General features: G+C 45.1%; 17 protein-coding genes and 2 pseudogenes. 9 read left to right on the top strand and 10 right to left on the bottom strand.

Annotated elements, in window-relative coordinates; all coding sequences use genetic code 11:
- Positions 1 to 170 precede the first annotated feature (170 nt).
- A complete protein-coding gene (locus ACYTXL_RS17930) occupies positions 171 to 686 on the top strand; it encodes a DUF29 family protein (RefSeq protein WP_461925925.1) in 516 nt (171 codons plus the stop codon).
- A gap of 280 nt (positions 687 to 966) precedes the next feature.
- Here ACYTXL_RS17930 and ACYTXL_RS17935 read toward each other — a convergent pair whose 3' ends face one another.
- Together ACYTXL_RS17935 and ACYTXL_RS17940 are read right to left on the bottom strand one after the other, a co-directional pair.
- A complete protein-coding gene (locus ACYTXL_RS17935) occupies positions 967 to 1,761 on the bottom strand; it encodes a peptidylprolyl isomerase (RefSeq protein ID WP_461925926.1) in 795 nt (264 codons plus the stop codon).
- Positions 1,762 to 2,307: 546 nt separating this feature from the next.
- The gene (locus tag ACYTXL_RS17940; protein WP_461925927.1) at positions 2,308 to 2,682 is read right to left on the bottom strand and encodes a c-type cytochrome; all 375 of its coding nucleotides are present in this window, start codon (positions 2,680 to 2,682) and stop codon (positions 2,308 to 2,310) included.
- Positions 2,683 to 2,892: 210 nt separating this feature from the next.
- Here ACYTXL_RS17940 and petG point away from each other — a divergent pair, with 210 nt between their 5' ends.
- Complete coding sequence (gene petG / locus ACYTXL_RS17945; protein ID WP_292800335.1) at positions 2,893 to 3,006, top strand: cytochrome b6-f complex subunit V; 114 nt, start codon at positions 2,893 to 2,895, stop codon at positions 3,004 to 3,006.
- Positions 3,007 to 3,075: 69 nt separating this feature from the next.
- Here the strand turns inward: petG and rsmD are convergent, their stop codons facing one another.
- Both rsmD and hisH read right to left on the bottom strand, forming a co-directional pair.
- On the bottom strand, positions 3,076 to 3,651 hold the full coding sequence (gene rsmD / locus ACYTXL_RS17950) for a 16S rRNA (guanine(966)-N(2))-methyltransferase RsmD (protein ID WP_461925928.1): 576 nt from the start codon (positions 3,649 to 3,651) through the stop codon (positions 3,076 to 3,078).
- 77 nt (positions 3,652 to 3,728) lie between these two features.
- Positions 3,729 to 4,364, bottom strand: a complete 636-nt coding sequence (gene hisH, locus ACYTXL_RS17955) for an imidazole glycerol phosphate synthase subunit HisH (RefSeq protein WP_461925929.1) — start codon at positions 4,362 to 4,364, stop codon at positions 3,729 to 3,731.
- Between the two features lie 58 nt (positions 4,365 to 4,422).
- On the opposite strand from hisH, the pseudogene ACYTXL_RS17960 reads away from it, so the two are divergent.
- From ACYTXL_RS17960 to ACYTXL_RS17975, 4 genes and pseudogenes are all read left to right on the top strand, one after another.
- Positions 4,423 to 4,956 (top strand): annotated as a pseudogene (locus tag ACYTXL_RS17960) (peptidase C15).
- A 40-nt stretch (positions 4,957 to 4,996) separates the two neighbouring features.
- On the top strand, positions 4,997 to 6,385 hold the full coding sequence (locus ACYTXL_RS17965; protein WP_461925930.1) for a DUF3370 domain-containing protein: 1,389 nt from the start codon (positions 4,997 to 4,999) through the stop codon (positions 6,383 to 6,385).
- Between the two features lie 171 nt (positions 6,386 to 6,556).
- A complete protein-coding gene (locus tag ACYTXL_RS17970; protein ID WP_461925931.1) occupies positions 6,557 to 6,994 on the top strand; it encodes a response regulator in 438 nt (145 codons plus the stop codon).
- A gap of 69 nt (positions 6,995 to 7,063) precedes the next feature.
- A protein-coding gene (locus tag ACYTXL_RS17975; RefSeq protein ID WP_461925932.1) for an IS630 family transposase occupies positions 7,064 to 7,941 on the top strand; the annotation gives its coding sequence in 2 pieces (ribosomal slippage) (positions 7,064 to 7,393 and positions 7,396 to 7,941; 876 coding nt in all).
- Positions 7,942 to 8,113: 172 nt separating this feature from the next.
- Here the strand turns inward: ACYTXL_RS17975 and ACYTXL_RS17980 are convergent.
- On the bottom strand, positions 8,114 to 9,442 hold the full coding sequence (locus ACYTXL_RS17980) for a hypothetical protein (RefSeq protein WP_461925933.1): 1,329 nt from the start codon (positions 9,440 to 9,442) through the stop codon (positions 8,114 to 8,116).
- Positions 9,443 to 9,484: 42 nt separating this feature from the next.
- Here ACYTXL_RS17980 and ACYTXL_RS17985 point away from each other — a divergent pair.
- A pseudogene (locus tag ACYTXL_RS17985) lies at positions 9,485 to 9,639 on the top strand (Uma2 family endonuclease); the annotation flags it as partial.
- A gap of 157 nt (positions 9,640 to 9,796) precedes the next feature.
- On the opposite strand, the gene ACYTXL_RS17990 reads toward ACYTXL_RS17985, so the two are convergent.
- The 3 genes from ACYTXL_RS17990 to rpoB form a co-directional block, all read right to left on the bottom strand.
- Complete coding sequence (locus tag ACYTXL_RS17990) at positions 9,797 to 13,870, bottom strand: DNA-directed RNA polymerase subunit beta'' (RefSeq protein WP_461925934.1); 4,074 nt, start codon at positions 13,868 to 13,870, stop codon at positions 9,797 to 9,799.
- Positions 13,871 to 13,952: 82 nt separating this feature from the next.
- Complete coding sequence (locus ACYTXL_RS17995) at positions 13,953 to 15,830, bottom strand: DNA-directed RNA polymerase subunit gamma (RefSeq protein ID WP_461925935.1); 1,878 nt, start codon at positions 15,828 to 15,830, stop codon at positions 13,953 to 13,955.
- Between the two features lie 153 nt (positions 15,831 to 15,983).
- Positions 15,984 to 19,283, bottom strand: a complete 3,300-nt coding sequence (gene rpoB, locus ACYTXL_RS18000; protein WP_461925939.1) for a DNA-directed RNA polymerase subunit beta — start codon at positions 19,281 to 19,283, stop codon at positions 15,984 to 15,986.
- A 473-nt stretch (positions 19,284 to 19,756) separates the two neighbouring features.
- On the opposite strand from rpoB, the gene ACYTXL_RS18005 reads away from it, so the two are divergent.
- Positions 19,757 to 19,912 (top strand): hypothetical protein, encoded by a 156-nt coding sequence (locus ACYTXL_RS18005; protein ID WP_461925936.1) that lies wholly within the window; start codon positions 19,757 to 19,759, stop codon positions 19,910 to 19,912.
- A 110-nt stretch (positions 19,913 to 20,022) separates the two neighbouring features.
- Here ACYTXL_RS18005 and ACYTXL_RS18010 read toward each other — a convergent pair whose 3' ends face one another.
- Together ACYTXL_RS18010 and rpsT are read right to left on the bottom strand one after the other, a co-directional pair.
- Positions 20,023 to 20,820, bottom strand: coding sequence for a TatD family hydrolase (locus ACYTXL_RS18010; RefSeq protein WP_461925937.1), 798 nt, complete (start codon positions 20,818 to 20,820; stop codon positions 20,023 to 20,025).
- A gap of 235 nt (positions 20,821 to 21,055) precedes the next feature.
- Positions 21,056 to 21,355 (bottom strand): 30S ribosomal protein S20, encoded by a 300-nt coding sequence (gene rpsT / locus ACYTXL_RS18015; protein ID WP_292800306.1) that lies wholly within the window; start codon positions 21,353 to 21,355, stop codon positions 21,056 to 21,058.
- A 1,366-nt stretch (positions 21,356 to 22,721) separates the two neighbouring features.
- Between rpsT and hisD the strand changes: the two genes are divergently transcribed.
- Entirely contained in the window at positions 22,722 to 24,023 is a 1,302-nt protein-coding gene (hisD, locus tag ACYTXL_RS18020) for a histidinol dehydrogenase (protein ID WP_461925938.1), read from the top strand.
- The last annotated feature ends 31 nt before the right edge of the window (positions 24,024 to 24,054 follow it).

A 24,054-nucleotide genomic window follows, 5' to 3' on the forward strand; every position in this document is an offset into this window, starting at 1 on the left:
AACCCTTCCCGAACTCAGAGGTGAAACGCTGCTGCGGCCACGATAGTTTAGGGGTAGCCCTACGCAAAAATAGCTCGATGCCAGGATTCATAATTTAATTAAAACCCCCTAGCTAACATCATTGCTTGGGGGTTTTAGTTTATGGTGAATTTAGTATTGGATAAATCGCGATGACTCAAGAACTTTGGGATTTAAGGAAGTCTATTCTTGATGGACGTTATGATGATGCTTTAGTAATTGTTGATGAGTTGGAGTTAATGAGTCGAAAGAGTTATATCCGAAATATTAGGAGTTTTCTCATCAGGCTCATTATTCATTTGATTAAAAATCAAGTTGAACAAAGATTAACTAATTCCTGGGTAGCTTCTATTAAAGGCTCGATTTTAGAAATTCAAGATTTAAATTTACAGGATAATAAGACTTCTCATTATGTAAAACAAGGTGAATGGGAGGATTTGCTGGATGCTGCTTATGATGCAGCAATCGATCCTGCATCTGCTGAAATTTTTGATGGTTTGTATACACCTAAACGACTGCAAGCAATGGTAGAAAAAACACTGATTATGTCAGTAGGAAAAGATTTTTTAAATTTAACTTATACAAATTCTCAGAAGTCTTTACCTAGTGCTATTGATGAGATATTGAGTGAGTTACCTGGTGGTCAAGAGTGGCAAGAAGGTAAGTAAAAATGATTATCTGATGAAGTTGTAGTTTATCTTTGCACGTTCAGCCACCTCTTTGATTGTCCAAATCCTTTTTGCTTGCAGCAAGTTCTCTAATCTTTAGTCTAACTAGCCCCATTTTGATCTGGACAAAGGTGATATTCCACCTTTTAATAATTAATCAGGTGGCATTGCACTTACAACATGAACAACATCAAAAGCGATCGCTCGTCCAGCCTGGAAAACTAATAGAGCGATCGCTACCTTCGGTTTTGAAGCCAAGCATGAAAGTCACCTCCCATGCTTAGGTTAAAGGTTTATCGCCCTCTCCCTGTCGTCCCGTCTCCCCCTCCCCTTGTGGTGCAGACATTATTTGCTTTTGCTGTTCTTGTAGCCAGATTTCAAAAAGTTCATTCAGCAGGCGCCCTTTCATAAATTCATCCAGTTGTGCGGGGATAAATTTTTCCAGCCGCAAAATCACGAACCAGTCAGCGATGCGGGTAGGGGGCAATATCTGACCTGGTTGACTGCTAGAGAGCATTTGCACCATTACCGGATGTAGTGCATTGAGTTCAATCGGACCCACTAAACCGCCAGTTTGGGCTTCTGGTCCGAGTGAATATTCCCGCGCCAAGTCAGCAAAAGAGTTTTCTTTTGCCTGAATCCGGAAGTAAAGTTCTTGGGCAATTCCCACATCCTGAGTTCGCAGTAGGGAATAAATTACTTTGTCTAGTTTTGCCTTGGACTGAAAAAAGTAAGATTCCAGTTTATTACCCCAAGTGGCTTGCTTGAATTTTTCAATTTTCAGCTTACGAGTGGTAATAACTTCTAGTTGTTCGGGAGTCAGCCTTTGATCTGCCATCCAAGCCTGGATGTCTTCTTCATTTTTGAACTGTTTTTCGACGTAAAACTGCTGTTTAGCTTGGGCTACTTCCTCAGGTGTACATATTGCTACATTCGCAGAGCGTGAGTTTTGCTCTATCGCCTCATCGATGAGCAATTCGCGCTGCAACTGTGGGAGCATTTGGTAATTTCCTAGTAAGGAAATCAGTTCACTAACTGTGATTGTACGATTACCGATTTGGATCGCTTCAGTCATTAGCTTTCGGGCATCTCAAGAATATCTAGTTTGTCAAAGAAGCTATACCGTAGCCTATTCACTGGGAGCTTTTTTTTGTCTTAATCCTACCGAGTTAGGTACGCTAACCTCACTTTCGCAATAATTAATTAAATAGTGACTTGCTAACATACTTTAAAATATACAGTTTATATGAGTTTTTATCAAAGATTCTACGTAAATACGACCAGATGTAAAGACAAGGACTAAGGAAGATGACTAATGACAGTTCTCGCCACTGTAACGCCACAGGACGAAGTAATCAGACTCAGCTAGGGTGCTTTGAGATAACCCTCTCCAAACAAAGGTGTTTTTAGTTAAGCAAAAATACTCACTCTAACTCTAGCTTTGTTTCATTCTGAAGGTGCGCCCCGCACATGGACTGCTGGTGACAAGCTGTGCTTGCCTTGGACATTTAGAAATTCTCGTCGTCTATTAAAATTTATCAGAGATGGAAAAAGGCAGCACATCCAATGCTGGCTTTTTCCATGAGGGATTTATATATCCCGCAACCAAAAATTTTAATGTCTACAACGACTCTAAATAGTTCAAAAGATCCGCCATTTCTTGGACACTAGGTTGGAATTTTGGCATTGGCGGTGTTTCGCCACTGATCACTTGATGAATCAGTCCATACTGAGACTTGTGCTTTGAAACAGCTTGCAAACTCGGTCCTACTCGCCCATCTGCTTCCAAGCCATGACAACCAGCACAGTTAATTTGAAAGATCGCGTGTCCTTGAACTGGATTTCCTGTTAAGGATAGAACACTCTTGACGTATGGATCGGAGGCTTGAACCAACTGAACACCAAAAAAGCCCAAAGGGACTGCTAGCAGTATAGCCAGCGTCAATAAAACGATGCGCTGAATCAAAATTTCAGGTTTGGTAATCTGGTTATCCAAAAGGTTTGCTGTGAAAATCTAGGTGTACTAAAAAGTTTTCATTTCCTACACATAGCTTAAAAGTTCTTGATTGTGTCTGCAAGCACAGAAGACTATTTTCTTGTGGGCGATCGCCCTTTAAAAAGGCTGTAGGCCGCAAGATTCATACCAAATTTGGTAAAATCAAAAACAAGCAACGAATATTTAATAATTACAAAGAGGAGATTTACAGTGGTTGAACCCCTGCTATCAGGTATTGTCCTTGGTCTAGTTTTCGTCACCCTCGCCGGACTGTTTTACGCTGCCTATCAGCAATACAAGCGCCCCAATCAGTTGGGGGGGTAAGGAGTGCTGTTAGCGTTAGCGGGGCGTTTAGCCCGTTCTGAGTGTTGAGGCAGGAGGCAGGAGTCAGAGTTATTTCTGCCCCTGCTCCGCCTGTTCCTCTGATTCCACAATTCTGTAAAAAGTAAGTGATGTGTTGCCATAAACTTTCTTGCAGCAAATTTCCCAAGCGGGAATCTGTGGCGGTGTCCAACGTTGTGAGGCGTGTTCAACTGCGATTTCGCCATTAGGATCTAAAAGTTGATAGTGAGCGATCGCTTCTAATACTGGCTGGTACAATCCACTGGCATAAGGTGGATCAAAGTAGATTCTATCGAATTGCTTGCCTGATAAGGTCTTCAACTGCTGAGTAATATCTCCCCGCAATACCCGAAATTCTTGCTTGGCATTAGATACTTGCTGCCAATTTTGTTCGATGATGGCACAGGCTCGGCTCGATTGTTCAATTCCCACTACTAGGTTGGCTCCTCTACATAAAGCCTCTGCGCCCATTGAACCAGTACCAGCGCACAAATCTAGCCAGTGGCAACCTGCAATTTGTCCCTGCCAAATATTAAAGACTGCCTCTCTTACCCGCGCACTGGTGGGTCTAGTTTGTTTTCCTGGTAAAGTTTTTAGCTGGCGATTGCCGTAAATTCTCAGACTCATTGGTTATTAGTCATTAGTCATTAGTCATTGGTTATTAGTCTTAGACAAAGGACAAAGAACAAATGACAAACATAGTGTTATGCAGGAATTTTCTCACGGACTTGAGCAACAAAATTAGACAGGATTTGCAATCCGATATTAGAGGATTTTTCGGGGTGAAATTGGACTGCCATCAGGTTTTCGTGGGCGATCGCAGCTGTTATGGTTTGAGTACCGTGAGTGACGGTTGCTGCACGGATTAGCGGGTCTATTGGGTCAACATAGTAGGAATGGACAAAATAGACCCAAGGATCGGACGGTAAATGCTCCCATAAAATACTTTTTGGCTGAGTCACTTCCAGCTGATTCCAACCCATGTGAGGAATAGTGATATCAGGTTCGGGACGAAACCGCCGCACTTTCCCTTTGATAATTCCCAGTCCTGGTTGGATACCTTCTGCACTTGATTCAAAGAGAATTTGCAATCCTAAACAAATTCCTAAGAAAGGTTTACCAGATGCGATCGCTTCTTTAATCGGTTGTTCCAAACCACGCGATCGCAGGTGTTGTACTGCTGGATCAAATGCTCCAACTCCCGGCAGGACTATTGCATCTGCCTGCTCTAATTCCTTTGAAGAATAAGTAACATTAGGAGTTGCCCCAGCTTTTTCCAAGCCTTTGCAGACTGAGTGCAAATTTCCCATCTCATAATCTACGACTGCAATAACTGGCATTTACCTGCTCCTTGTAAATTTATTATGGAGGGTTTTTCTATTCTAAATAATATTTGTTATGAAGAAAATAATTCTATTAATTTCTTTTGATATTTGGCTAAAGGATCAACAGTCGAATTATTCTGATGATTTGTTACTTGAAGTTACCAAACTTGAGTTGATACCCCATGACTTAATTTTTTTACGCCAGTTACCCGTAGATGTGCAACTTGCCTGTGATCGGGTAATTGAAAAAATCAATGCAATCCAACCTGATTAGATCATCTGTTGTGGCCAGGCTGCAAGCCGTACAAAATTAAGTGTGGAAGTAGGTGCTAGCCGGAAAGAAAGTTTTTTACAGATAGAAGTTGATTTAGAGCAATTAGTGGCAGGAGCAGTGGCAATTGAGATTAGCCACGACTGCGGTAAATTTGTCTGTGTTCACGTAGCGGACGTACCAGAATGTCTTTACTATTGAGTGCTGAATTACCTGTCTCAGAGCCAACTCACAGCGCGTTGTATCTTTGTTCACGTTCCGGTTCTTAATCAAGAAAATTTGAGCGCAATACTTACAGATTTCGTATTAATTATTAACAAACTAGCACTTTCATAAATTTGTCGGTGTCTGTATGGTGGAGAAAATATTTAAATTTATGTTGCCATTGTTACTAAATTTTCTGCTTGGCCAAACAACTCCTGCCACACTACCACCTGAAGAAGTGGTGCAACCACAAGAAGTGCGTCCTTTACCAGGACAATTGGATACAGTGCCAACATTTAATAGTAATAGTCCAGAGTTGGTATTGAAAGAAGGGATTTTACTTTCGACTTTTCCACCAGATGGTAAAAAAGTCCCAACGGCGCATTTGAATTTTCCCTTTCGGGGACGATTTGATATTTTTGCTCACCACATTACTAAGGCGGAACCACTAGAGAATTTGCGTAGGCGTAGCCCGTCGGAGACATCGCTCTATCTGGGGATAATTTTGCATAACCCTGGTTCTGAAGCAGTGAAGGTAAATATTTGGCAGGCGGCGAGTTATTTGAGTCAACCGGATGCACCATTTATTCAGTTACCATCCTTGAGTCAAAATCTTTTAGGTAAAGTTTTTGCAGGTCCTGGCGATCGCGTCATGTCTGATGTGCTTAGGGGAATGCGACAAGAGATTTTCCCTGCCCAAATTGAGATTCCACCAGGGCAAAGTCGGATGTTATTAAATTTGCCAATTCCTGTGCAGGGACTGACACCACCTCTGAATGGTCGGTCTACATTGATGCGATTGTGGAGTAATGGCACTGTCTATGCAGCTAGCCTAGCGATGTTTGCACGGGTGAATCCCGATGGTAGTGAGCGATCGCCTACTTTAGAAGAATGGCAAAATTTACTAGATAATGGTGATTTGGCTGGTCCACGGGATAAAACTCCCACTCCCCTTGAGGAAACTGGTAAGCCTATAGTTTATGGGCGTGTAGCGGGGGTAACTAGTGGTTCCCAATGGAGAGCGTTATTAGTAGATAATCCTAAAAAAAGGTATCTAACTATTCCCCAGCCAGGTCAAGTGTTTTCCTACGCTCTAAGCACCCTGCATGGTGGTACGTTAGGAACTGGTCAAATTCAAAGTGCTACTATGCTGGTGCGTTATCCTGACACCGCATATCGCGCTCATGGCAACTACGGAGTTCAATATAGTCTCAAGTTGCCGCTATACAACAATACTCAAAGTCCTCAAACTATTACTGTATCCATACAAACGCCACTCAAAGAGGAGCAGTTGGGAAAACCGGGGTTACGCTTTTTGAGTACACCAGCCCCTCAAGTATTCTTCCGAGGAACGGTGCGGGTACGTTACAAAGATGACCAAGGTCAGCCGCAAACTCAGTTTGTGCATTTAGTGCAAAAGAGAGGTCAACCAGGGGAACCGTTAGTTTTATTAAAGATGAAAGCAGGCGATCGCTCCTTAGTAGAAGTAGACTTTCTCTATCCGCCCGATGCCACACCACCACAAGTATTAACAGTGTCAACTCAGGGTGAAACCCGGTAATGAGTCATGGGTAATGGGTTATAGCTTTTCTCCAATTACCTGTTAGTAAAAAATAATTAAAGCCTGTTCTAAAGCTTTTCACCCCAAGTTTGTGTATTTAGGGTGAATACTTATTCCGCTCCATGCGTTGCAATAAAAATAGGAGATTTTAGCAGACAATAAAAGGACGGCATGACAACCGATCAAAAAATCAATCAAGAAACTGAGTTAAAGTCGCTTCAGCAGCTTGTTGGAACCCTGATTTTACTGGTAGAGGATGAGCCAGATATAGCAGATTTGCTCATCTTCATTTTAGAAACAGCAGGTGCAGAGGTGATGGCTTTAACCGATGCAGAAGCAGCCCTTGCTTTGGTAGAATCGCTTCATCCCGATATTCTGGTCTCTAATGTAAAGTTGCCCCATCATGATGGAAATTGGTTAATTGAGCAAATTCGAGTGCATTATACCCCATCTATAAGACAGTTGCCCGCGATCGCTATCACTTCTTATACACGGGAGGTATCAAGTCATAAGGCTTTGAATGCTGGCTTTAATCGATTTCTAGTCAAGCTTGAGAGTCCAGAGGAAATCGTAGATGAGATTGTTCACCTGCTATCTACCGATCTTTAAATATATAGCTATAGCCATGAAAATTAGGACGTAGACTATAAGAGTTCCCATTGCGTCTACCCCATTTCAATGGCCAAAGCTTACAGTCATGATTTCCGGCAAAAAGTCATGCAAGCGATTGAGTTGGACGGTCTCAAGAAGTGTGAGGCAAGCCTTCTGTTCAATATCAGTCGCAACACGATTAACTTGTGGTTTCAGCGCCAAGCCGAAACAGGTAATGTCAAACCCAAACAGAGGAAAGTATCACAGCAGAACAGTAAAATCAGCGATTGGGAGAAGTTTCGCACCTTTGTCAAAGAGCATGGGGATAAAACTCAGAGCGAAATGGCGGAACTATGGGATGGGGAGATTAGCCAGCGCACGATTTCAAGAGCATTACGAAAGATAGGACATACGCGTAAAAAAAAACATACGGGTATAGCCAACGAGATGAGACCAAACGGGCGGCATTCTTAGCGCAACTAGATAACCCGAAAGCCCCTCATCTGATATATGTCGATGAGTCTGGTATGGATGAACGCGATAACTACGGTTACGGCTACTCCCTTGCTGGGGAGCGCTTCCACGACCTCAAATCAGGTCGGCGGCAGGGTCGTATTAATATGATCGCTGGCTATCGAGATCGGCAACTGATTGCGCCATTTACGGTTGAGGGGGCGTGTAACCGTACTGTGTTTGAAACCTGGCTAGAAACTTGCTTGATTCCGGTGTTGCGTCCGGGTGAGTGGGTAATTGTAGATAATGCGACGTTTCATCATGGTGGTCGGATTGCCCAATTAATTGAAGCCGCAGGCTGTCAGCTAGTCTACCTGCCGCCCTACTCGCCAGACCTCAATCGGATTGAAAAGTGTTGGGCGGCTTTAAAAAGCAGAATTCGCAAGCTGTTACTCAAATCTGATAATTTACGCGATGCTATGGAAATCGTTCTCAAGCAAGCTGCGTCCTAATTAAGATGGCTACGGCTATAAATACTCGGTCTTCACCTGGTTTTTAACGTTGATTTCACCCCATCCGTTTGTAGGAGTACATAGCTTGGTGTGTACTCCTAAAAACAACTCTACCTTGGAAACCATATAACCCTAAGTGGGTAGAGTGAGATGTTGGATATATTTGTTAATTTTATTGAAAACCTTTTCCTGGCTTTTTTTGCTCCTTACCTTTGGGCTTAGATTTGTTAACTTCTCCTAAAGCTTCTTGAAATAAGTTATGCAAATGTATAGGTACACTGGCAATGTCTGGTAATTCTGGCTCAATAGGTTTGTCGAATTCTTCCAAAAGTGCATTCAAGTCACTTTCAAGATGAAACTGTGGACGTTGCAAAAGTATTTGTAACACATTTTCTAATTTAGTTGGATACTGTTGTGCTAATCGATGCCAAATAAAGGCATTAATACTTTTATCTTCCAAGTAGTAGCGAACTAGTTTTTCAGCCCCTTGAACACTTTGCCAGTCCTCTGCCGATAAAATTGCTTCTACCTTACTATATGTTGGTAAAAACATTTGTCCCCAACGGGCATGAGAAAGAGCCGTTACCTGTTCTGCTTTCTTGAGTTCGGCAGGTAAATCAACCTTTGGCATAACCATTTTGCTATTGCCGGTTTTGCTGTTAAATATTTGAGAAACTGCATTTGAGTCAGCACCAAATTCTTCTGCTGCTGCTTTGATTTCCTCATCTGTGATGCCAGCTGCTTCCGCTACTTCAGCCAAGGATTTAGAAGTATCAATTCCTGCTGCTGCAAAGTTCTTTTCAGTAATTACTTCTTGAAATTCCGCTATTTTTTTATTAAGCTGGTATCCAGGTAATGTGATTTCATCAGTGCCAAAAAAGTCCACAAACTGCTGATGATATTGTCCTACTGACTGCCAAGCTTCTTCTAGCAAGTCGGGAGCATCGCTGTAAAGATTACTTTTATAGTTTTCTTTGAAATTACCAATTGCTACAGCAAGTTTTGGTTTACCTAATTTACCCATCATTGTGTAGGGGCCAGAAAGCATCCAGTAGCTATCGGTAACAGGAGAAATGCGAGTTAGCAAGATTTCTCCGACTTTCAACCGAGCTATTGCCTGTAATGTTTGAGTATTGTTTGGTTTGACGATGTAGGGTTTATTTGTCAACCAGTTGGTCAATTCAAAGCCATCAGGTAGAATATTAGTTATGGCAAATAAGCCAATAAAACTATGATGCCAACTGTCGATCAGACTGCGATCGCTCTCTTCCAAATCTGGATGGCTGGCGATAAATAACTCTAATGGTGACTTATCACCGACTTTTCCTGCTGTCAAAAAGGTATCGATGATTAAGTCCTGCTGTGTACTATCCCCACTTCCCCCGCGCAACTGTGCTGCTGCATAAGTTTCCAGTGCTTGTGCAAGTTCGCCTTCAGCATCAAGGACAAAATCAACTAAAGCTTGTTTTAATTCGTGCGATCGTTCTAATATGACATCCACAAGTTAATCTCTCGGTGCAACAGATGTAGATTATAGCTAACTCGCTTAAATGTTGAGTGTTTTCGCCGCAACCCAGAGAGACAGTGAGTACTTTATCCATATAGACAAGAAGATATGATATCATTCATCTGGCAAGTGTAGATTTTCGGTGTGCTGTTGCAGATTTCTATGAGGATGTTACTTTTGAATGGCCGTAATTGACTGACTATTAGCTCAAAAGCCAGAAACCAGAATCTTGAGGATTTAAAAATATGTTTTTAGCAAAATAAAAAGGCAAAAGAAGATTTTCTTTTGCCTTTTTACGTTTTAATAGAAACGCGTTAGCGTAGCGGGACGAAGTCCAATTTCAAGTCTCTATTCCTCGTCGAAATCATCTTCCTCGTCTTCCTCTTCTTCCTCAAAATCCTCCTCGTCTGGTACTTCATCGGCGATTAATTCATCTTCTTCCTCTAGAATTGACCTTTCTGCACGTCTGCTACCAAAACCAGATTCCCCAAGAGTAGGAGAATCTAAATTATAGGTGCGAGCTGTGCGGTCATCTAAGACCATATCCAGGGGGTCATCAACTTCATCTAAGACACTACTGCTAATCTCAGCAGCATAATCATCGATCGCACCGGGTTCATCATAGGTATTGTACCCAGTACCAGCCGGAATCAATCGCCCGATAATCACGTTTTCCTTTAATCCGCGCAGCCAATCGGATTTGCCTTCGATAGCTGCTTCGGTAAGTACCCGTGTTGTCTCTTGGAAGGATGCGGCGGAAATAAAGCTATCAGTGTTCAACGATGCTTTAGTGATCCCCAACAATACTGGAGTATACTGTGCCCTAGCACCGCCTGTAATTGCCATAGCTTCGTTCACCTGCTCAACTTGGCGCAGTTCTACCAATTCACCGGGAAGCATAGTGGTGTCACCACCATCATCAATCCTGACTTTGTTGGTCATCTGGCGAACAATTACTTCAATGTGCTTATCGGAAATATCAATCCCTTGAGATTGATACACCATTTGCACTTCATTCACCAAGAATGTCTGTACCTTCTGCAAAGCATGGCTAGCACAAGCATAGATTCCGTCTTCGGAACCCAGGCTAAAGAAGATTTCCAAAATTTCGTGGGGGTTGGATGGACCATCGGTCAAGGGTTGTCCGGCTAATACAGTTGATCCATCTGGCACAATCAAATTTTGTCCTGGGCCTAGAGGATAATCTGTGACTACGCCATTTGATTCTACGACCTTGATGGCGATCGCTTCATCACCACCTTCGGCGTAAACTACCTTAACTTCACCCGCCCGCCGACATAAAATGCACGCTTCTTTCGGTTTACGAGCTTCAAGCAGTTCCTCAATCCGGGGCAAACCTTGAATAATATCTCCGGTTTTGGCGCGTTCAAATACCAACAACACTAAGTTATCACCCCGTTGTACCAAATCGCTGTCTTCGATCTGCAACACAGCACCAGGGCTGACTCGATAAGGGCGACCGATGCGGGTAGTAATAGCATAGTTCTGAATTTGGAGTGAAGAGTTAGGAGTTTCGGAATTAACTCCTAACTCCTCACTCTTAACTCCTAACTTTTTAACATCCACAACTTTGCCTGATTCTGGGGCAAAAACTCCCGGAGCAATTTCTGTACCTTCTACTAGCAAGTCACCCACTTTCACCTTAGGCTGAGTACTAGTATTCATGATCAGCCTGTCAATGTCGCGCAACACCAAGCAGCGACGCACGTTTTCGGTTCCTTTTTGGACACCCCGCACTTCCCCACCCTCTTTACACAAGATTTGAGTACGTGCGACCACAGAACCAGGGGAGATGGTTAACCCATCTTGTACCTCAAGTGTGGTCTCAGTGCTACCTTGGGTGGCATCGGCGGTAATGTCTCGACGAATTACCAAGGACTCCAAAATTACGAGTTGCAAGCGTTGAATTTCTGGGTTTTCACCATCCTGTACTAATTCAATATCTGCTGCTAGAGGCGAAGCATTGTGGTCTTGTTCCCCTTCTTGCTCAATTTCCAGTACTAGCTGGGTTCGCAGCAGTTCCACGCCTTCAACGGACTTGACGCGTTCCGAATCTTTGTAAGGTAGTCGCTGCACAGCCCGCAATTGAATCGACCGCCCGGTTTGTTGACTTATCGATGTAGTTGATGGCACATCTGGATTATCCGGTACGGCAAACTCGACTACCGGACGACTCAACAAGGCGTGACCTTCTGGTGTCTCCACATACTGGATATAGCGCAATTCGGTGGCGACGCTGCCTTGGAATTCCTCACCTGGTTGGATGAAGGTGTTATCTCGCCCGATAACTGATTCTCGATCGTCCACCATCAACAGTTCCCCTGGCTTCACCACAACTTCCCGCAGGATGTCGTTTTTCTGGGTCACTTCTACCACACCGCTGTTTTGGCAGAAAATATCTTTTACTACCTCAGTGCCAGCTTCCACAAATTGACCGTCTTCTACCAACAGCAAGGAGATATCTTTATTGACTTCGTGACTTTCTTCGGGAATCCACAAAAGGGTACCGCCCTGCACGACTTCATAACCCAGCTTGGCTTTGCCTTTTTTCTGGACTTCTACACCCGCGAATTTCAAAAATCCACCAGTGGTTGTGCGATAGTGGTCATCAATCAACTCAGCTACTACTTGACCATTTTGCACTTTTGTGCCTGGTGTAGCCCGGAGGTTAAATTCCTGGTTGTTGCCAGTGGAGACTAAGTAATTATTGCGACCTTGGGAACTTTGGACTGTTACTGTTGCCTGGTCTAAGACTACAGAAGCGGTGATAATCTCAATCTCTCTGGTACTCTTACCAGGGGTAGCTTCGGGCAAGCGCACCACACCGCCGTGCAAAGTGGTTAACTTGGTTTCTGCTAAAACTCCATTAGAGGCGATCGCATCACCATTTTTGACAATCAATTCTGCCCCAGGTGGCAAGTTGTAAACTTCCCCAGACAAAATCCAAATTAAGCCGCCGCGTGCGGCTGTGGTTGTAGTATTACCCTGACGGTCGGTTTTTTGTTCTGGAACTACATCGGCAAATTGCACTTCCCCTGCCAAGTCAGAGGCTACATCTTTAACTGCTTTTTCTGTATTAGTCCGAGTTGTGCGTCCACCGAGGGCAACCTCTGCCAACAACTGACCTTGTTTTACCTGATTTCCGTCAAATACATATAGTGTTGAACCTTGAGTCAGATGAACCTCTTGATTGTCTGGGGTAACATCACCTACTTTTGTTGGCTCCAAAAGCAGGATACCATTAGCCTCAACATACAGGGCATCTTCCCCGTGGCGGGTACGATATGTTCTGGTCTTCAGTTTGCGGGGAAGCTTAACAGTTCCATCGATTTTAGAACGAACTTGTTGCGCCACTTCTCCAGTAAACACACCACCCGTGTGGAATGTCCGCATGGTTAACTGCGTACCAGGTTCGCCGATACTTTGGGCGGCAATAATCCCCACAGCTTCGCCCAAGTCCACCATTTTGGCGTGTGCCAAACTCCAGCCGTAGCAGTGTTGACAGACAGAACGTGCGGCTTCACAAGTTAGGGGACTCCGCAGCACAACTTCTGCCACCCCAGATTTTTCAATTTTCTTCGCCAAGTCCTCAGAAACTGGGGAATTGCGTGGTGCAATTACTTCTTTTGTCACCGGATGCACCACATCTTCGCCAATTACCCGTCCCATCAAGCGGGTTGCTAGAGGAATTAAGGTTTTAGCACCTTCTGTCATTGGCCCGACGGTAAGACCTCTAGTGGTGCCGCAGTCAAATTCTCGAATAATCACATCCTGGGATACATCCACCAATCGGCGGGTGAGATAACCAGAGTCAGCCGTCCGCAAGGCAGTATCCACCAATCCTTTTCTGGCACCGTAAGACGAAATAATGTATTCCGTTACAGTTAGTCCTTCCCGGAAGTTGGTTTTGATGGGCAAATCGATAATTTCCCCTTGGGGATCTGCCATCAGTCCCCGCATCCCCACCAATTGCCGGACTTGAGAAATATTACCCCGTGCCCCGGAGAATGCCATCATGTATACGGAGTTCAGAGGATTAGTCTTCTTAAAGTGGACGACTACTTCATCTTTCAAGGCTTCACTCGTACCGTTCCAGGTATCGATTACCTTTTGGAAGCGTTCTACTTCGGTGATTTCTCCCCGTTGGTAACGGATTTCAGTGGCGCGAATTTCTTCTTCGGCTGCTTCTAGCAGCAATCGCTTAGTTGGTGGCACCATCAAGTCATCTACACTGATGGAAACCCCTGCTTTGGTAGCGTAGCGAAATCCCAAATCTTTGAGTTTGTCCGCCATCACTGCGGTTCGCGCCGTACCAAAATTCGTAAAAGCCCAAGAAATTAAATTTCTCAGTTGACCTTTGTCAACCACACGATTGCGAAAAATCATTTTTTCGTTAGTCATTAGTCATTAGTCCTGAGTCATTGGGAATAGGGAGTATGGGAGTAGGGAGTAGGGAATTCACCACTCCCCACTCACCAACCCCTTAACTTGCTAGTGCTTCCTGAATAGCATTGTTGTAAATAACGCGACCAGGAGTTGTGTATATATACTGGGAAATTACATTGCCCTTAGCGTCTTGTCTGACTCGGCGGAACTTATAGAGTAATGTCCGGCTACCATCGTCGTTTTGTGTCACTTCCAGGGGTTCCGTATCCGGTTGGTCTGATTCTATTTCACCGTCAAACCGCACGTAAATATAGGCGTGCAAGTCAAGTTGCTCTTGCTGGTAAGCCATAATTACGTCATCGAGCGAATAGAAGTACTTTCCTGCGCCTTTTGTCGCACCGGGATTTTCTGCTGTTAAGTAATAAGCCCCCAATACCATGTCTTGGCTGGGCGTAATGATGGGTTTCCCTGTGGCTGGCGACAAAATATTGTTAGAAGCCAACATCAACAACCGCGCTTCAGCCTGACTTTCTAACGACAGAGGGACGTGTACCGCCATTTGGTCGCCGTCAAAGTCGGCGTTAAACGCTGGACACACCAGAGGATGCAGTTGAATCGCTCTACCTTCTACTAAAATCGGTTCAAAAGATTGAATACCCAAGCGGTGCAGTGTCGGTGCCCGATTTAGCATCACCGGGTGTCCTTCAATCACCTCTTCCAACACATCCCATACACTGGGGTCATTACGCGATATCAGCTTTTTCGCAGCTTTGATGTTATTCACCATACCGCTACGAATGAGACGGTTAATCACAAATGGTTGAAATAGCTCAATCGCCATTTCTCTAGGCAAACCGCACTGGTGAATTTTCAGCTTTGGCCCGACCACAATTACAGAACGTCCAGAGTAATCAACCCGTTTACCTAACAAGTTTTGTCGGAAACGTCCTTGCTTACCCTCAATAATGTCGGACAAAGATTTTAGGGGTCGGTTATTTGCCCCTACTACAGTGCGTCCCCGACGACCATTGTCAATCAAAGCATCCACTGCTTCTTGCAGCATCCGCTTTTCGTTCCGCACAATAATCTCTGGTGCCAAAATTTCTTGCAAGCGTGCCAAACGATTATTCCGGTTAATTACCCGCCGATATAAATCATTTAAATCGCTGGTGGCAAAGCGTCCGCCATCTAGTTGCACCATTGGGCGCAAGTCGGGGGGAATCACCGGAATAACTGCCATTACCATCCACTCTGGTTTGGAACCAGTGGCGATGAAGTTGTCAATCACTCGCAGTCGCTTAATTAGCTTGGCTCTTTTTTGTCCCTTAGCGTTGCCAATTTCTTCGCGTAGGCTTTCGGCTTCTTGCTCTAAATTAATATCGGCAAGCAAGCGCAACAGTGCTTCGGCACCAATACCTACCTCTACACCTTGCAGCAGAGAATCTTCGCTATAAATTTGGTCTTCTATTTCCAACCACTGGTCTTCACTCAGTAGCTGTTTGTAACTTAAACTTTCGGCATTACCTGCACTCAAGACAACATAAGAGTTGAAATAGACAATCTGCTCAACATCCCGCAAGGGCATATCTAACAGGATGGAAATATAGCTAGGAATGCCTTTGAGATACCAGACGTGAGCTACTGGGGCGGCGAGTTTAATATAGCCCATACGGTGGCGACGCACCCGTGACTCGGTGACTTCTACCCCACAGCGCTCACAGACAATACCTCTGTGACGAACTCTTTTATACTTACCACAATGGCATTCCCAATCTTTCGCGGGGCCAAAGATGCGCTCACAAAATAAGCCATCCATCTCTGGCTTGAGAGTTCGGTAATTAATCGTTTCTGGCTTGGTAACTTCACCGACTACTTGACCATTGGGCAATGTTCTCTCGCCCCACTGTCGAATGCGTTCAGGGGAAGCCAAGCCGATTTTTACGTAGTCAAACTGATTAGTTTGGGCAGGTCTCATACTTAAATTCTGAGTTATGAGTTTTGAGTTTTGAGTATATTTAGTTTTAAGTTAGGAGTTAGGAGTTGGGAGTTATGAATTGTTAACTCCTAACTCTTAACTTCTCACTCCTCACCGGAGGCGGAGCGTCTCCGGCTCCGCTCTTTATTCGTCTTATTCGTCTTCTTCCAACGATTCGCGGGAAAGAGATTCATAGGTGGGTCGAGGAGGTGTGCGACGGGCTGATTGGTCTGCCATCAAATCGACTTCCACATCTAGGGAACTGCCGTCGGCTTGGGTTTCTACTTTGTGTACGGCAATGTCTAACCCCAATGATTGCAACTCGCGCATTAGCACCTTAAAAGACTCTGGGGTTCCAGGTCGAGGAATTGCCTTACCTTTAACGATCGCATTTAGGGCTTCATTCCTTCCTTGCATATCGTCAGATTTAACTGTGAGCAATTCCTGTAAGGTATAAGCCGCACCAAAGGCTTCCAATGCCCACACTTCCATTTCCCCGAACCTCTGACCACCTTGTTGGGCTTTACCACCCAAGGGTTGCTGAGTCACCAGTGAGTATGGACCTGTGGAACGGGCGTGTATCTTATCGTCTACCAAATGCACCAGTTTCAGCATATAAGCCACACCGATAGTGATTGGTCGGTCAAAGGGTTCGCCTGTACGACCATCAAACACCATGATTTTGCCTGGATCATCTGGGTTATATACCCAGTCTTTCCCTGTTTCGTCTCGTGCTTCTTGCAATTTGCCATGCACGATTCGCCGGGATGACTCTTCACCGTACATTTCATCAAAGGGAGTAATCTTAAATCGCACTCCCAAGGTCTGACCAGCCCAACCCAAGAGGCACTCAAATACTTGTCCGACGTTCATCCGACTGGGTACGCCCAAGGGGTTGAGTACAATGTCCACTGGTGAACCATCGGGCAAATAAGGCATATCTTCTGCTGGCAATATCCGAGAAATAATCCCTTTATTACCGTGGCGTCCTGCCATTTTGTCACCAACTTGGATTTTGCGCTTTTGGGCAACATACACCCGAACTACCATATTGGCTCCTGGTGGTAGTTCATCGCCTTGTTCACGGGTAAATAAACGCACGTCAACCACGCGCCCTTTTTCACCGTTTGGTACTCGCAGGGAATTGTCCCGCACATCCCGCGCTTTTTCACCGAAAATGGCACGCAACAGTTTTTCTTCTGGTGGTTGGTCAGATTCACCTTTGGGTGTAACTTTTCCTACCAAAATATCTCCCGCTTCTACCCATGCCCCAATGCGAATGATTCCCTGTTCATCCAACTGACGCAAAGCATCTTCCCCGACGTTGGGAATTTCTCTGGTGATTTCTTCTGGACCTAGTTTCGTCTGTCTAGCTTCAATTTCATATTTTTCAATGTGAATTGAGGTGTAGACATCATCTTGCACCAGTCTTTCAGAAATTAAAATTGCATCTTCGTAGTTGTAGCCTTCCCAAGGCATATAAGCAACTACAATATTTTGTCCCAGTGCCAATTCTCCGCCTTCGGTGGAGGAGCCATCAGCTAGCACCTGACCAGCAACAACACGCTCACCAATGCGGACGAGGGGTTTCTGATTTAAACAGGTGTCTTGGTTTGAGCGTTGGTACTTGGAAAGGGTGTATTTAATTTCGGGGGTGTTAGATTTAGGACGGACACGAATCTCTGTGGCATCCACGTATGTGACATCGCCATCGGTACGCGATACAACCACCATCCCAGAGTCTCTTGCTCCTTGCGCTTCCAAACCAGTACCCACCAGAGGGCGTTCTGGCTTGAGCAGGGGTACTGCTTGCCGTTGCATGTTCGACCCCATCAGCGCTCGGTTAGCGTCATCATGCTCCAAAAATGGAATCATGCTGGTCGCTACTGACACAATCTGTACGGGAGATACTGCTACGTAGTCAACTTGCTCTGGCGTTGTAGTAGCCCAATCTTGGCGATAGCGCACTGGCACTTGTGGACCTTTAATATAGCCATTTTCATCTAAGGGGATATCACCAGTAGCAGTACGCAGGTCGTCTTCTTCGTCGGCGGTCATATAGACCGGAGCTACGTCAAATCGCACTCGTCCATTTTCTACTGGTCTAAATGGCGTTTCTAAGAAGCCATACTGGTTGACGCGGGCATGGGTTGCCAAGGAGCCAATCAACCCGGCGTTAGGTCCTTCTGGTGTCTCAATGGGGCAAATACGTCCGTAATGAGAAGGATGAATATCCCTGACAGCGAACCCGGCGCGTTCCCGGGTTAAACCACCAGGGCCAAGGGCACTCAGGCGGCGTTTGTGGGTCAGTTCTGCTAGGGGATTGGTTTGATCCATGAACTGACTTAACTGGCTGGAACCAAAGAATTCTTTAATTGCTGCTACCAGTGGTTTGGGGTTCACCAAGGAAGCAGGAGTCAGCACTTCGGCATCGGATACGGTCATGCGTTCCCGAATAATTCTTTCTAGGCGATTTAAGCCCACCCGCACTTGGTTTTGCAGCAATTCACCGACGCTTCTCACCCGACGGTTGCCTAAGTGGTCAATGTCATCGATATTACCAATATCATATTCTAGGTTGATCAGGTAATCCACGGCTGCCAAAATATCGCCAGCAGTCAGCACGCGCATTGTGTCTGGAACAGAAAGGCGCAATTTCTTGTTGAGCTTGTACCGTCCAACGCGACCAAGGTCATAACGTTTCGGGTCAAAGAAACGAGAGTCTAAGAGCTGTTGTCCGCCTAACACTGTGGGTGGTTCACCAGGACGCAGTTTGCGATATAACTCCATCAGGGCTTCTTCTTCAGAGAATTGCCCTTCTTTTTCGATGGTTTTTTGGAAATATTCTGGATGACGTAAGGCGTCAAAGATTTCGTTGTCTGATAAGCCTAAAGCTTTTAGGAGTACCTGTGCTGAGAGTTTGCGGGTTTTGTCGATGCGTACCCACACCAAATCGTTACGGTCTGTTTCAAATTTCAGCCATGCTCCCCGGTTGGGAATTAAACTAGCTGAATAAGTGCGTCGCCCGTTTTTGTCTATTTCTGATTTGTAGTAAACCCCTGGCGATCGCACTATTTGGTTGACAATTACCCGCTCGGCTCCGTTAATAATAAATGTGCCGCGATCGGTCATCAAAGGCAAATCCCCAATAAATACCTCTTGCTCTTTGATTTCCCCTGTTTCTTTGTTAATCAGGCGTGTGGGAACATACATTTGCACGGCATAAGTACTATCCCGCCGTTTGGCTTCTTCGACGTTGTACTTTGGCTCCTTGAGTTTGTAGTTATGACCCAAAAAGTGCAGTTCTAGTTTGCCCGTATAATCTGTGATCGGACTAAAGGAGTTAAGTTCTTCTATCAGCCCTTCTTCCAAAAACCAACGAAAGCTTGATCGCTGGATTTCAATCAAGTCGGGCAACAGAAAGGCGGGTTCCATATATGTTTCTTTAGTCATGCCTCTACCTTTGTCAACCTGGTTAAATTTTCCTTTGGACACTGCTGTTTAACGCTTCCCACTCCTAGCCAGTGTCCTTAGCTATTTGGGAACTTTTTCTTACACACTTGCTATTTACAGGTGTGGTCAAACGCAACGATTAAAACTGGCTGGAATGAGCAATTTTGACAAGGAGTTAATTGCCCCTAATCGGTGACTCAGAAGCCAAAAACCTACTAGAGTCTTGATTCAAGAAGAATATACAGTTGAGATATTCCTGAGTTTGCTCTACTTTCCTCACTTCCCCTCCAAAAAGCGCGTTAATTTACTGACGCTGCTCTACGGGTGTGTCTTAAATCCACCCCCCTGTTTATACTCTCAGTGATATCCTAGATATCCTCAGACTGAGGGAATGATCCGTACCTTGTCGGGTTAGAATCAGAATCACTTCATTTTGTTGAATTGTACTCACAAGGCAATTTTGTTTAACGATTTTGAATAGCTTCGATACACACCAAGCTGATGTTGTGCAAAAGTCTAGCTCAATTTGGGTTGGCACACTTAGTAATATGTGGGGAGCATCCGCTTGTAGAGATTTTGAGGATGGCCAAGCCGATAACAGCACGGAAAATTCGGATGAGAAGTTTTAGGTTCCTTCCTTTATTATTATGGCGCAAGCAAAATGTTTTTGAGGGAATAATATTAGCATATTTTTGTCCCCTGAGAGTTTTATTTTTTTTACACAACTTAACAAAACACACTACGGCACAGTTGATATTGACAGACCGAATAATTCACACGCATTTTGGGTGGTTTGATGGGCGATCGCCTCTACCGTTTCCTGACGCAGTTTAGCGACTTCTTCGGCTACATAAAGCACGTAGGCAGGCTCGTTGCGCTTCTGGCCCCGTTTCGGAACCGGAGCTAGGAAAGGACAGTCTGTTTCAATCAGTAGGCGATCGCTACTCACCATCGCCGCTGAGGATTGGATCGCTTTGGCGTTTTTGAACGTTACCGTCCCGCTAAAGCTGATGTAGAAGCCTAAATCGAGAAACCATTGAGTTTCTTCTGGCGTTCCTCCCCAGCAATGCATCACACCCCGCATTCTTTCTCCTTTGAGTTCCCGCCATTTTTGCAACACTTCTCTGGTTGCCACAGCTGCATCACGGCAGTGGATAATCACTGGTAAGTTGAGTTCAGATGCGATCGCTAACTGTGACTCGAACACCATGTACTGTTGCTCATAGTTATCAGCTTTGTAAAAATCCAGCCCCATTTCCCCAATTGCTACCACATTCGAGTCAGAACTTGCTAAAGTTTTGATTTTCTCGGCTGTCTCGCTATTCCATTTATCAGCATCTAAAGGATGTAATCCCACAGCAAAGCTGATTTCGGGAAATTCTTGTGCTAGGGATTGAATACTAGAAAACTCCTCAGGGTGAACACAGGAATGTACTAAGCGCACTACACCTGCTTCTTGCCACCGCGATCGCACTGCTGCTAAATCCGGCTGGAAACTATCAAAGTTGAGATGAACGTGTGTGTCTATCAGTTGCATTCTTTGTCCTTTGTTGTTTGTCCTTCGTCATTTGTCCCCGAAGTTCTGTACCCTCCGGGAGGGCGTACCCTTTCTTTTAAGTAAGCTACGCGCAGCGTTTCGTAGAGAAGACAGATACTTGCGAAATCGTTAGCGCAGCATCTCATAGACAAGAAACTGCGCTATCGCCCGAAACTGGCGCTCAGACTTCTCTCTTTAGTTTTGTGACCAATGACTAAGGACAAATGACCAATGACTATTCAGCAGCTGTTTGAGTTAGGGGTTTTAGTTTATGAGCCAATCTCGACTTTTTCCTTGCCCCATTGTTGGGATGAAGGACACCCCGTTTGATCGCTTTATCGATTTTGCCGTAAGCCTCGGATAACCGAGCCTGCGCTTCTTCTTTTAATTCTGGGGTAGGATTAGCTGCATAGACAGCTACAGCATTAACGTATTTCTTCATCAGCGTCTTGACTGCTGATTTGTAAGCTTTATTACGCAGTCGGTTACGTTCTGCGATTTCGGCACGCTTGAGAGCAGACTTTGTATTCGCCACAGTCAATTCCAAAAATACTACTATTAATATCTACACACACTACTAGACTTACTAATATAGCATCCAAATTGCCAATGTTATAATTTCCTCAAAAAAATTCTCTCATCGGGGATTCGGTACTGGAGATTAGGGAAGAATTTAGTCCCTAGTCCCCGCTTCTTAACGTCTGGCGGAAGTCCCCAGCCTCAATGTACTCATAGGCTGGGGATAGGGAGCGGACGGCGACGATTCCACCTCCGACCAACATCAATCGTCAGATTGATTAGGCTCGGGGGTGGATAAGGAGTCGTCAATCTTAGGACTAGGCAGCCTATCGATCCAATCCTCAACCAACTGCGTAACTGTTTTTTCTTTGCTTATTGCATAAGCCTTGAGCTTGTCGTTCCGTTTCTGCGACAGCCTAACTCTGATGGATCTTTCTTTCATAAAGTATCACTGCTATGGATACATTTGTGTTATGATATAAATGGTCGACGACCCACCCACACGGCTGCAAACAAAGGTCATAGTAGCAGTAATATGCTTACCACGGTAACTAGCGTGAGAAACGGGGAAGACGTGAGCCTAGCTGGTTGGCCATTGCTGTAAATCCAAGGTAAACGTGTCGTAAAACAATCAAACTCCCTGCGGTAGGCGGGGGGCTGCCTGTGGACGCTGTGTAAGACCAAAAGCTAGATGGCTAGTGGAGGCGATAGCGGTTGAGACGGGAAACCCAAAAGACGAATAAAACCGTCGTTGTTTAGTTGGAATTGGAAGCCCCAATTTGGGCGAAGCAAAAAGGGGTACTTCACTCCCCAGTCCTTAATTTTGTGTGTCGTCAATTTAGGAAATGCGTTAAAATAAGGTACATCAAATAAAATAGTAGCCCTAACTCACCACCTGGTTAAGCAATGTGATTGCCAATATAATCTGTCCCTAAAACTGATGTATCGTCAAAGGCAAGGAACTTTAAACAACTAAATTTCAGGTGTTTCCAAGTCCAGAACCGATATTATATCGTGTATGTACAGATGTTAACTACTAAAAGTTAGGAAAATAAGTAAAAATTATACTCAGACCCTACCCCATGTACATCCAGGAGACTGGATGTGCAAAGTCCCTGCACCAGAGCAAGGAGTGAGGATAAGGGCATAAGGGTAGTGGGAAATGGCACGCCCACTTCCTGCGGCTAGCCTGGCGAGGCTTGTCGGACTAAGGAATTAAGTCGCCTTCTCAAGGAAACAATGTGGTGGCAGCCTTGAGAGTATCAAAAAAATCCAGGTTAAGCTAGAGAAGAGAATTAGAGTCAGCTTCCACACCCAAGTTGGTCAAGAGCAATACTAAATCTCAGGTGTGAATATTATAATTTTGGCATTGTCCTTACTCCATGCTGCGAATCATTACTCAGCAGGCAGACGTCAGAGCAGAACTACAACGGATCTGCGATCGCACCCATGACGAACAGGTGCTTCACAAAGAAGCAACGGTGCGCGAAGTTTTGCAAGCAGTGAAGCGCCAAGGCGACAAAGCTGTATTGCATTACACGGCCGAATTTGACAAACAAACCCTCAAAGCAGAAGAACTCCGAGTTACAGGCTCAGAACTAGATGCAGCCTATCAGCAGGTGTCAAAGGAGTTGTTGGACGCAATTCGGCTAGCTTGTCGCCAAATTGAAGCGTTTCATCGTCAGCGAGTACCGAAAAGCTGGGTACACTTTGGCGATGATGAAATAGTACTGGGCAAACGCTACACCCCCGTAGACCGAGCCGGGTTGTATGTGCCTGGTGGCCGCGCCGCCTATCCCAGTACAGTGCTGATGAATGCAATTCCGGCTCATGTTGCTGCTGTACCCCATGTGGTGATGGTGACACCACCAGGACTAGGGGGTGTAATTAATCCAGCAGTGTTGGTAGCTGCCCAAGAAGCAGGAGTACAAGAAATTTATCGCATTGGGGGCGCACAAGCGATCGCGGCTTTAGCTTATGGCACACAAACCATTCCGAAAGTGAATGTGATTACTGGGCCTGGTAACATTTATGTCACCCTCGCGAAAAAACTTGTCTATGGCACCGTCGGCATTGATTCTTTAGCAGGCCCCAGCGAGGTGCTGGTGATTGCCGATGAAACTGCAAATCCGGTGCATGTAGCTGCTGACTTGCTAGCCCAAGCCGAACACGATCCAATGGCGGCAGCGATTTTGCTGACGACAGATGCTGCTTTGGCGAAAAATGTCCAATTAGCTTTGGAAAGACAGCTAGTGGATCACCCACGGCGAATAGACACAGAAAAAGCGATCGCTCACTACGGCTTGATTGTCGTTGTGGAATCCCTCCAAGCAGCAGCGGAATTTTCAAACGAATTTGCCCCCGAACATCTGGAATTAGAAATCAAAGACCCTTGGGCACTATTACCACAGATTCGCCATGCTGGGGCAATATTTTTAGGTTACTCCACACCAGAAGCTGTAGGGGACTATTTGGCAGGCCCTAACCATACCTTGCCAACTTCTGGTGCTGCCCGCTATGCTTCGGCATTAGGGGTTGAAACTTTCCTTAAACACTCCAGTATTATTCAATACTCCCAAACCGCACTGCAAAATGTGGCTGGTGCCATTGATGTGCTAGCAACAGCAGAGGGCTTACCTTCCCATGCTGATTCAGTACGACGCCGAATTCAGCAAGAAGAGTGATTTGGAATGCTTAATTTTTTCCTATACTGTT

The organism is Nostoc sp., assembly GCF_054880495.1.

What these genes read in the sequence shown, in the direction of transcription:
- ACYTXL_RS17970 (WP_461925931.1), top strand. Translation starts at nt 6,557, where the DNA reads ATGACAACCGATCAAAAAATCAATCAAGAAACTGAGTTAAAGTCGCTT.
- ACYTXL_RS17965 (WP_461925930.1), top strand. Translation starts at nt 4,997, where the DNA reads ATGTTGCCATTGTTACTAAATTTTCTGCTTGGCCAAACAACTCCTGCC.
- ACYTXL_RS17930 (WP_461925925.1), top strand. Translation starts at nt 171, where the DNA reads ATGACTCAAGAACTTTGGGATTTAAGGAAGTCTATTCTTGATGGACGT.
- ACYTXL_RS17990 (WP_461925934.1), bottom strand. Translation starts at nt 13,870, where the DNA reads ATGACTAACGAAAAAATGATTTTTCGCAATCGTGTGGTTGACAAAGGT.
- ACYTXL_RS18010 (WP_461925937.1), bottom strand. Translation starts at nt 20,820, where the DNA reads ATGCAACTGATAGACACACACGTTCATCTCAACTTTGATAGTTTCCAG.
- rsmD (WP_461925928.1), bottom strand. Translation starts at nt 3,651, where the DNA reads ATGAGTCTGAGAATTTACGGCAATCGCCAGCTAAAAACTTTACCAGGA.
- ACYTXL_RS17995 (WP_461925935.1), bottom strand. Translation starts at nt 15,830, where the DNA reads ATGAGACCTGCCCAAACTAATCAGTTTGACTACGTAAAAATCGGCTTG.
- hisH (WP_461925929.1), bottom strand. Translation starts at nt 4,364, where the DNA reads ATGCCAGTTATTGCAGTCGTAGATTATGAGATGGGAAATTTGCACTCA.
- hisD (WP_461925938.1), top strand. Translation starts at nt 22,722, where the DNA reads ATGCTGCGAATCATTACTCAGCAGGCAGACGTCAGAGCAGAACTACAA.
- rpoB (WP_461925939.1), bottom strand. Translation starts at nt 19,283, where the DNA reads ATGACTAAAGAAACATATATGGAACCCGCCTTTCTGTTGCCCGACTTG.
- ACYTXL_RS17935 (WP_461925926.1), bottom strand. Translation starts at nt 1,761, where the DNA reads ATGACTGAAGCGATCCAAATCGGTAATCGTACAATCACAGTTAGTGAA.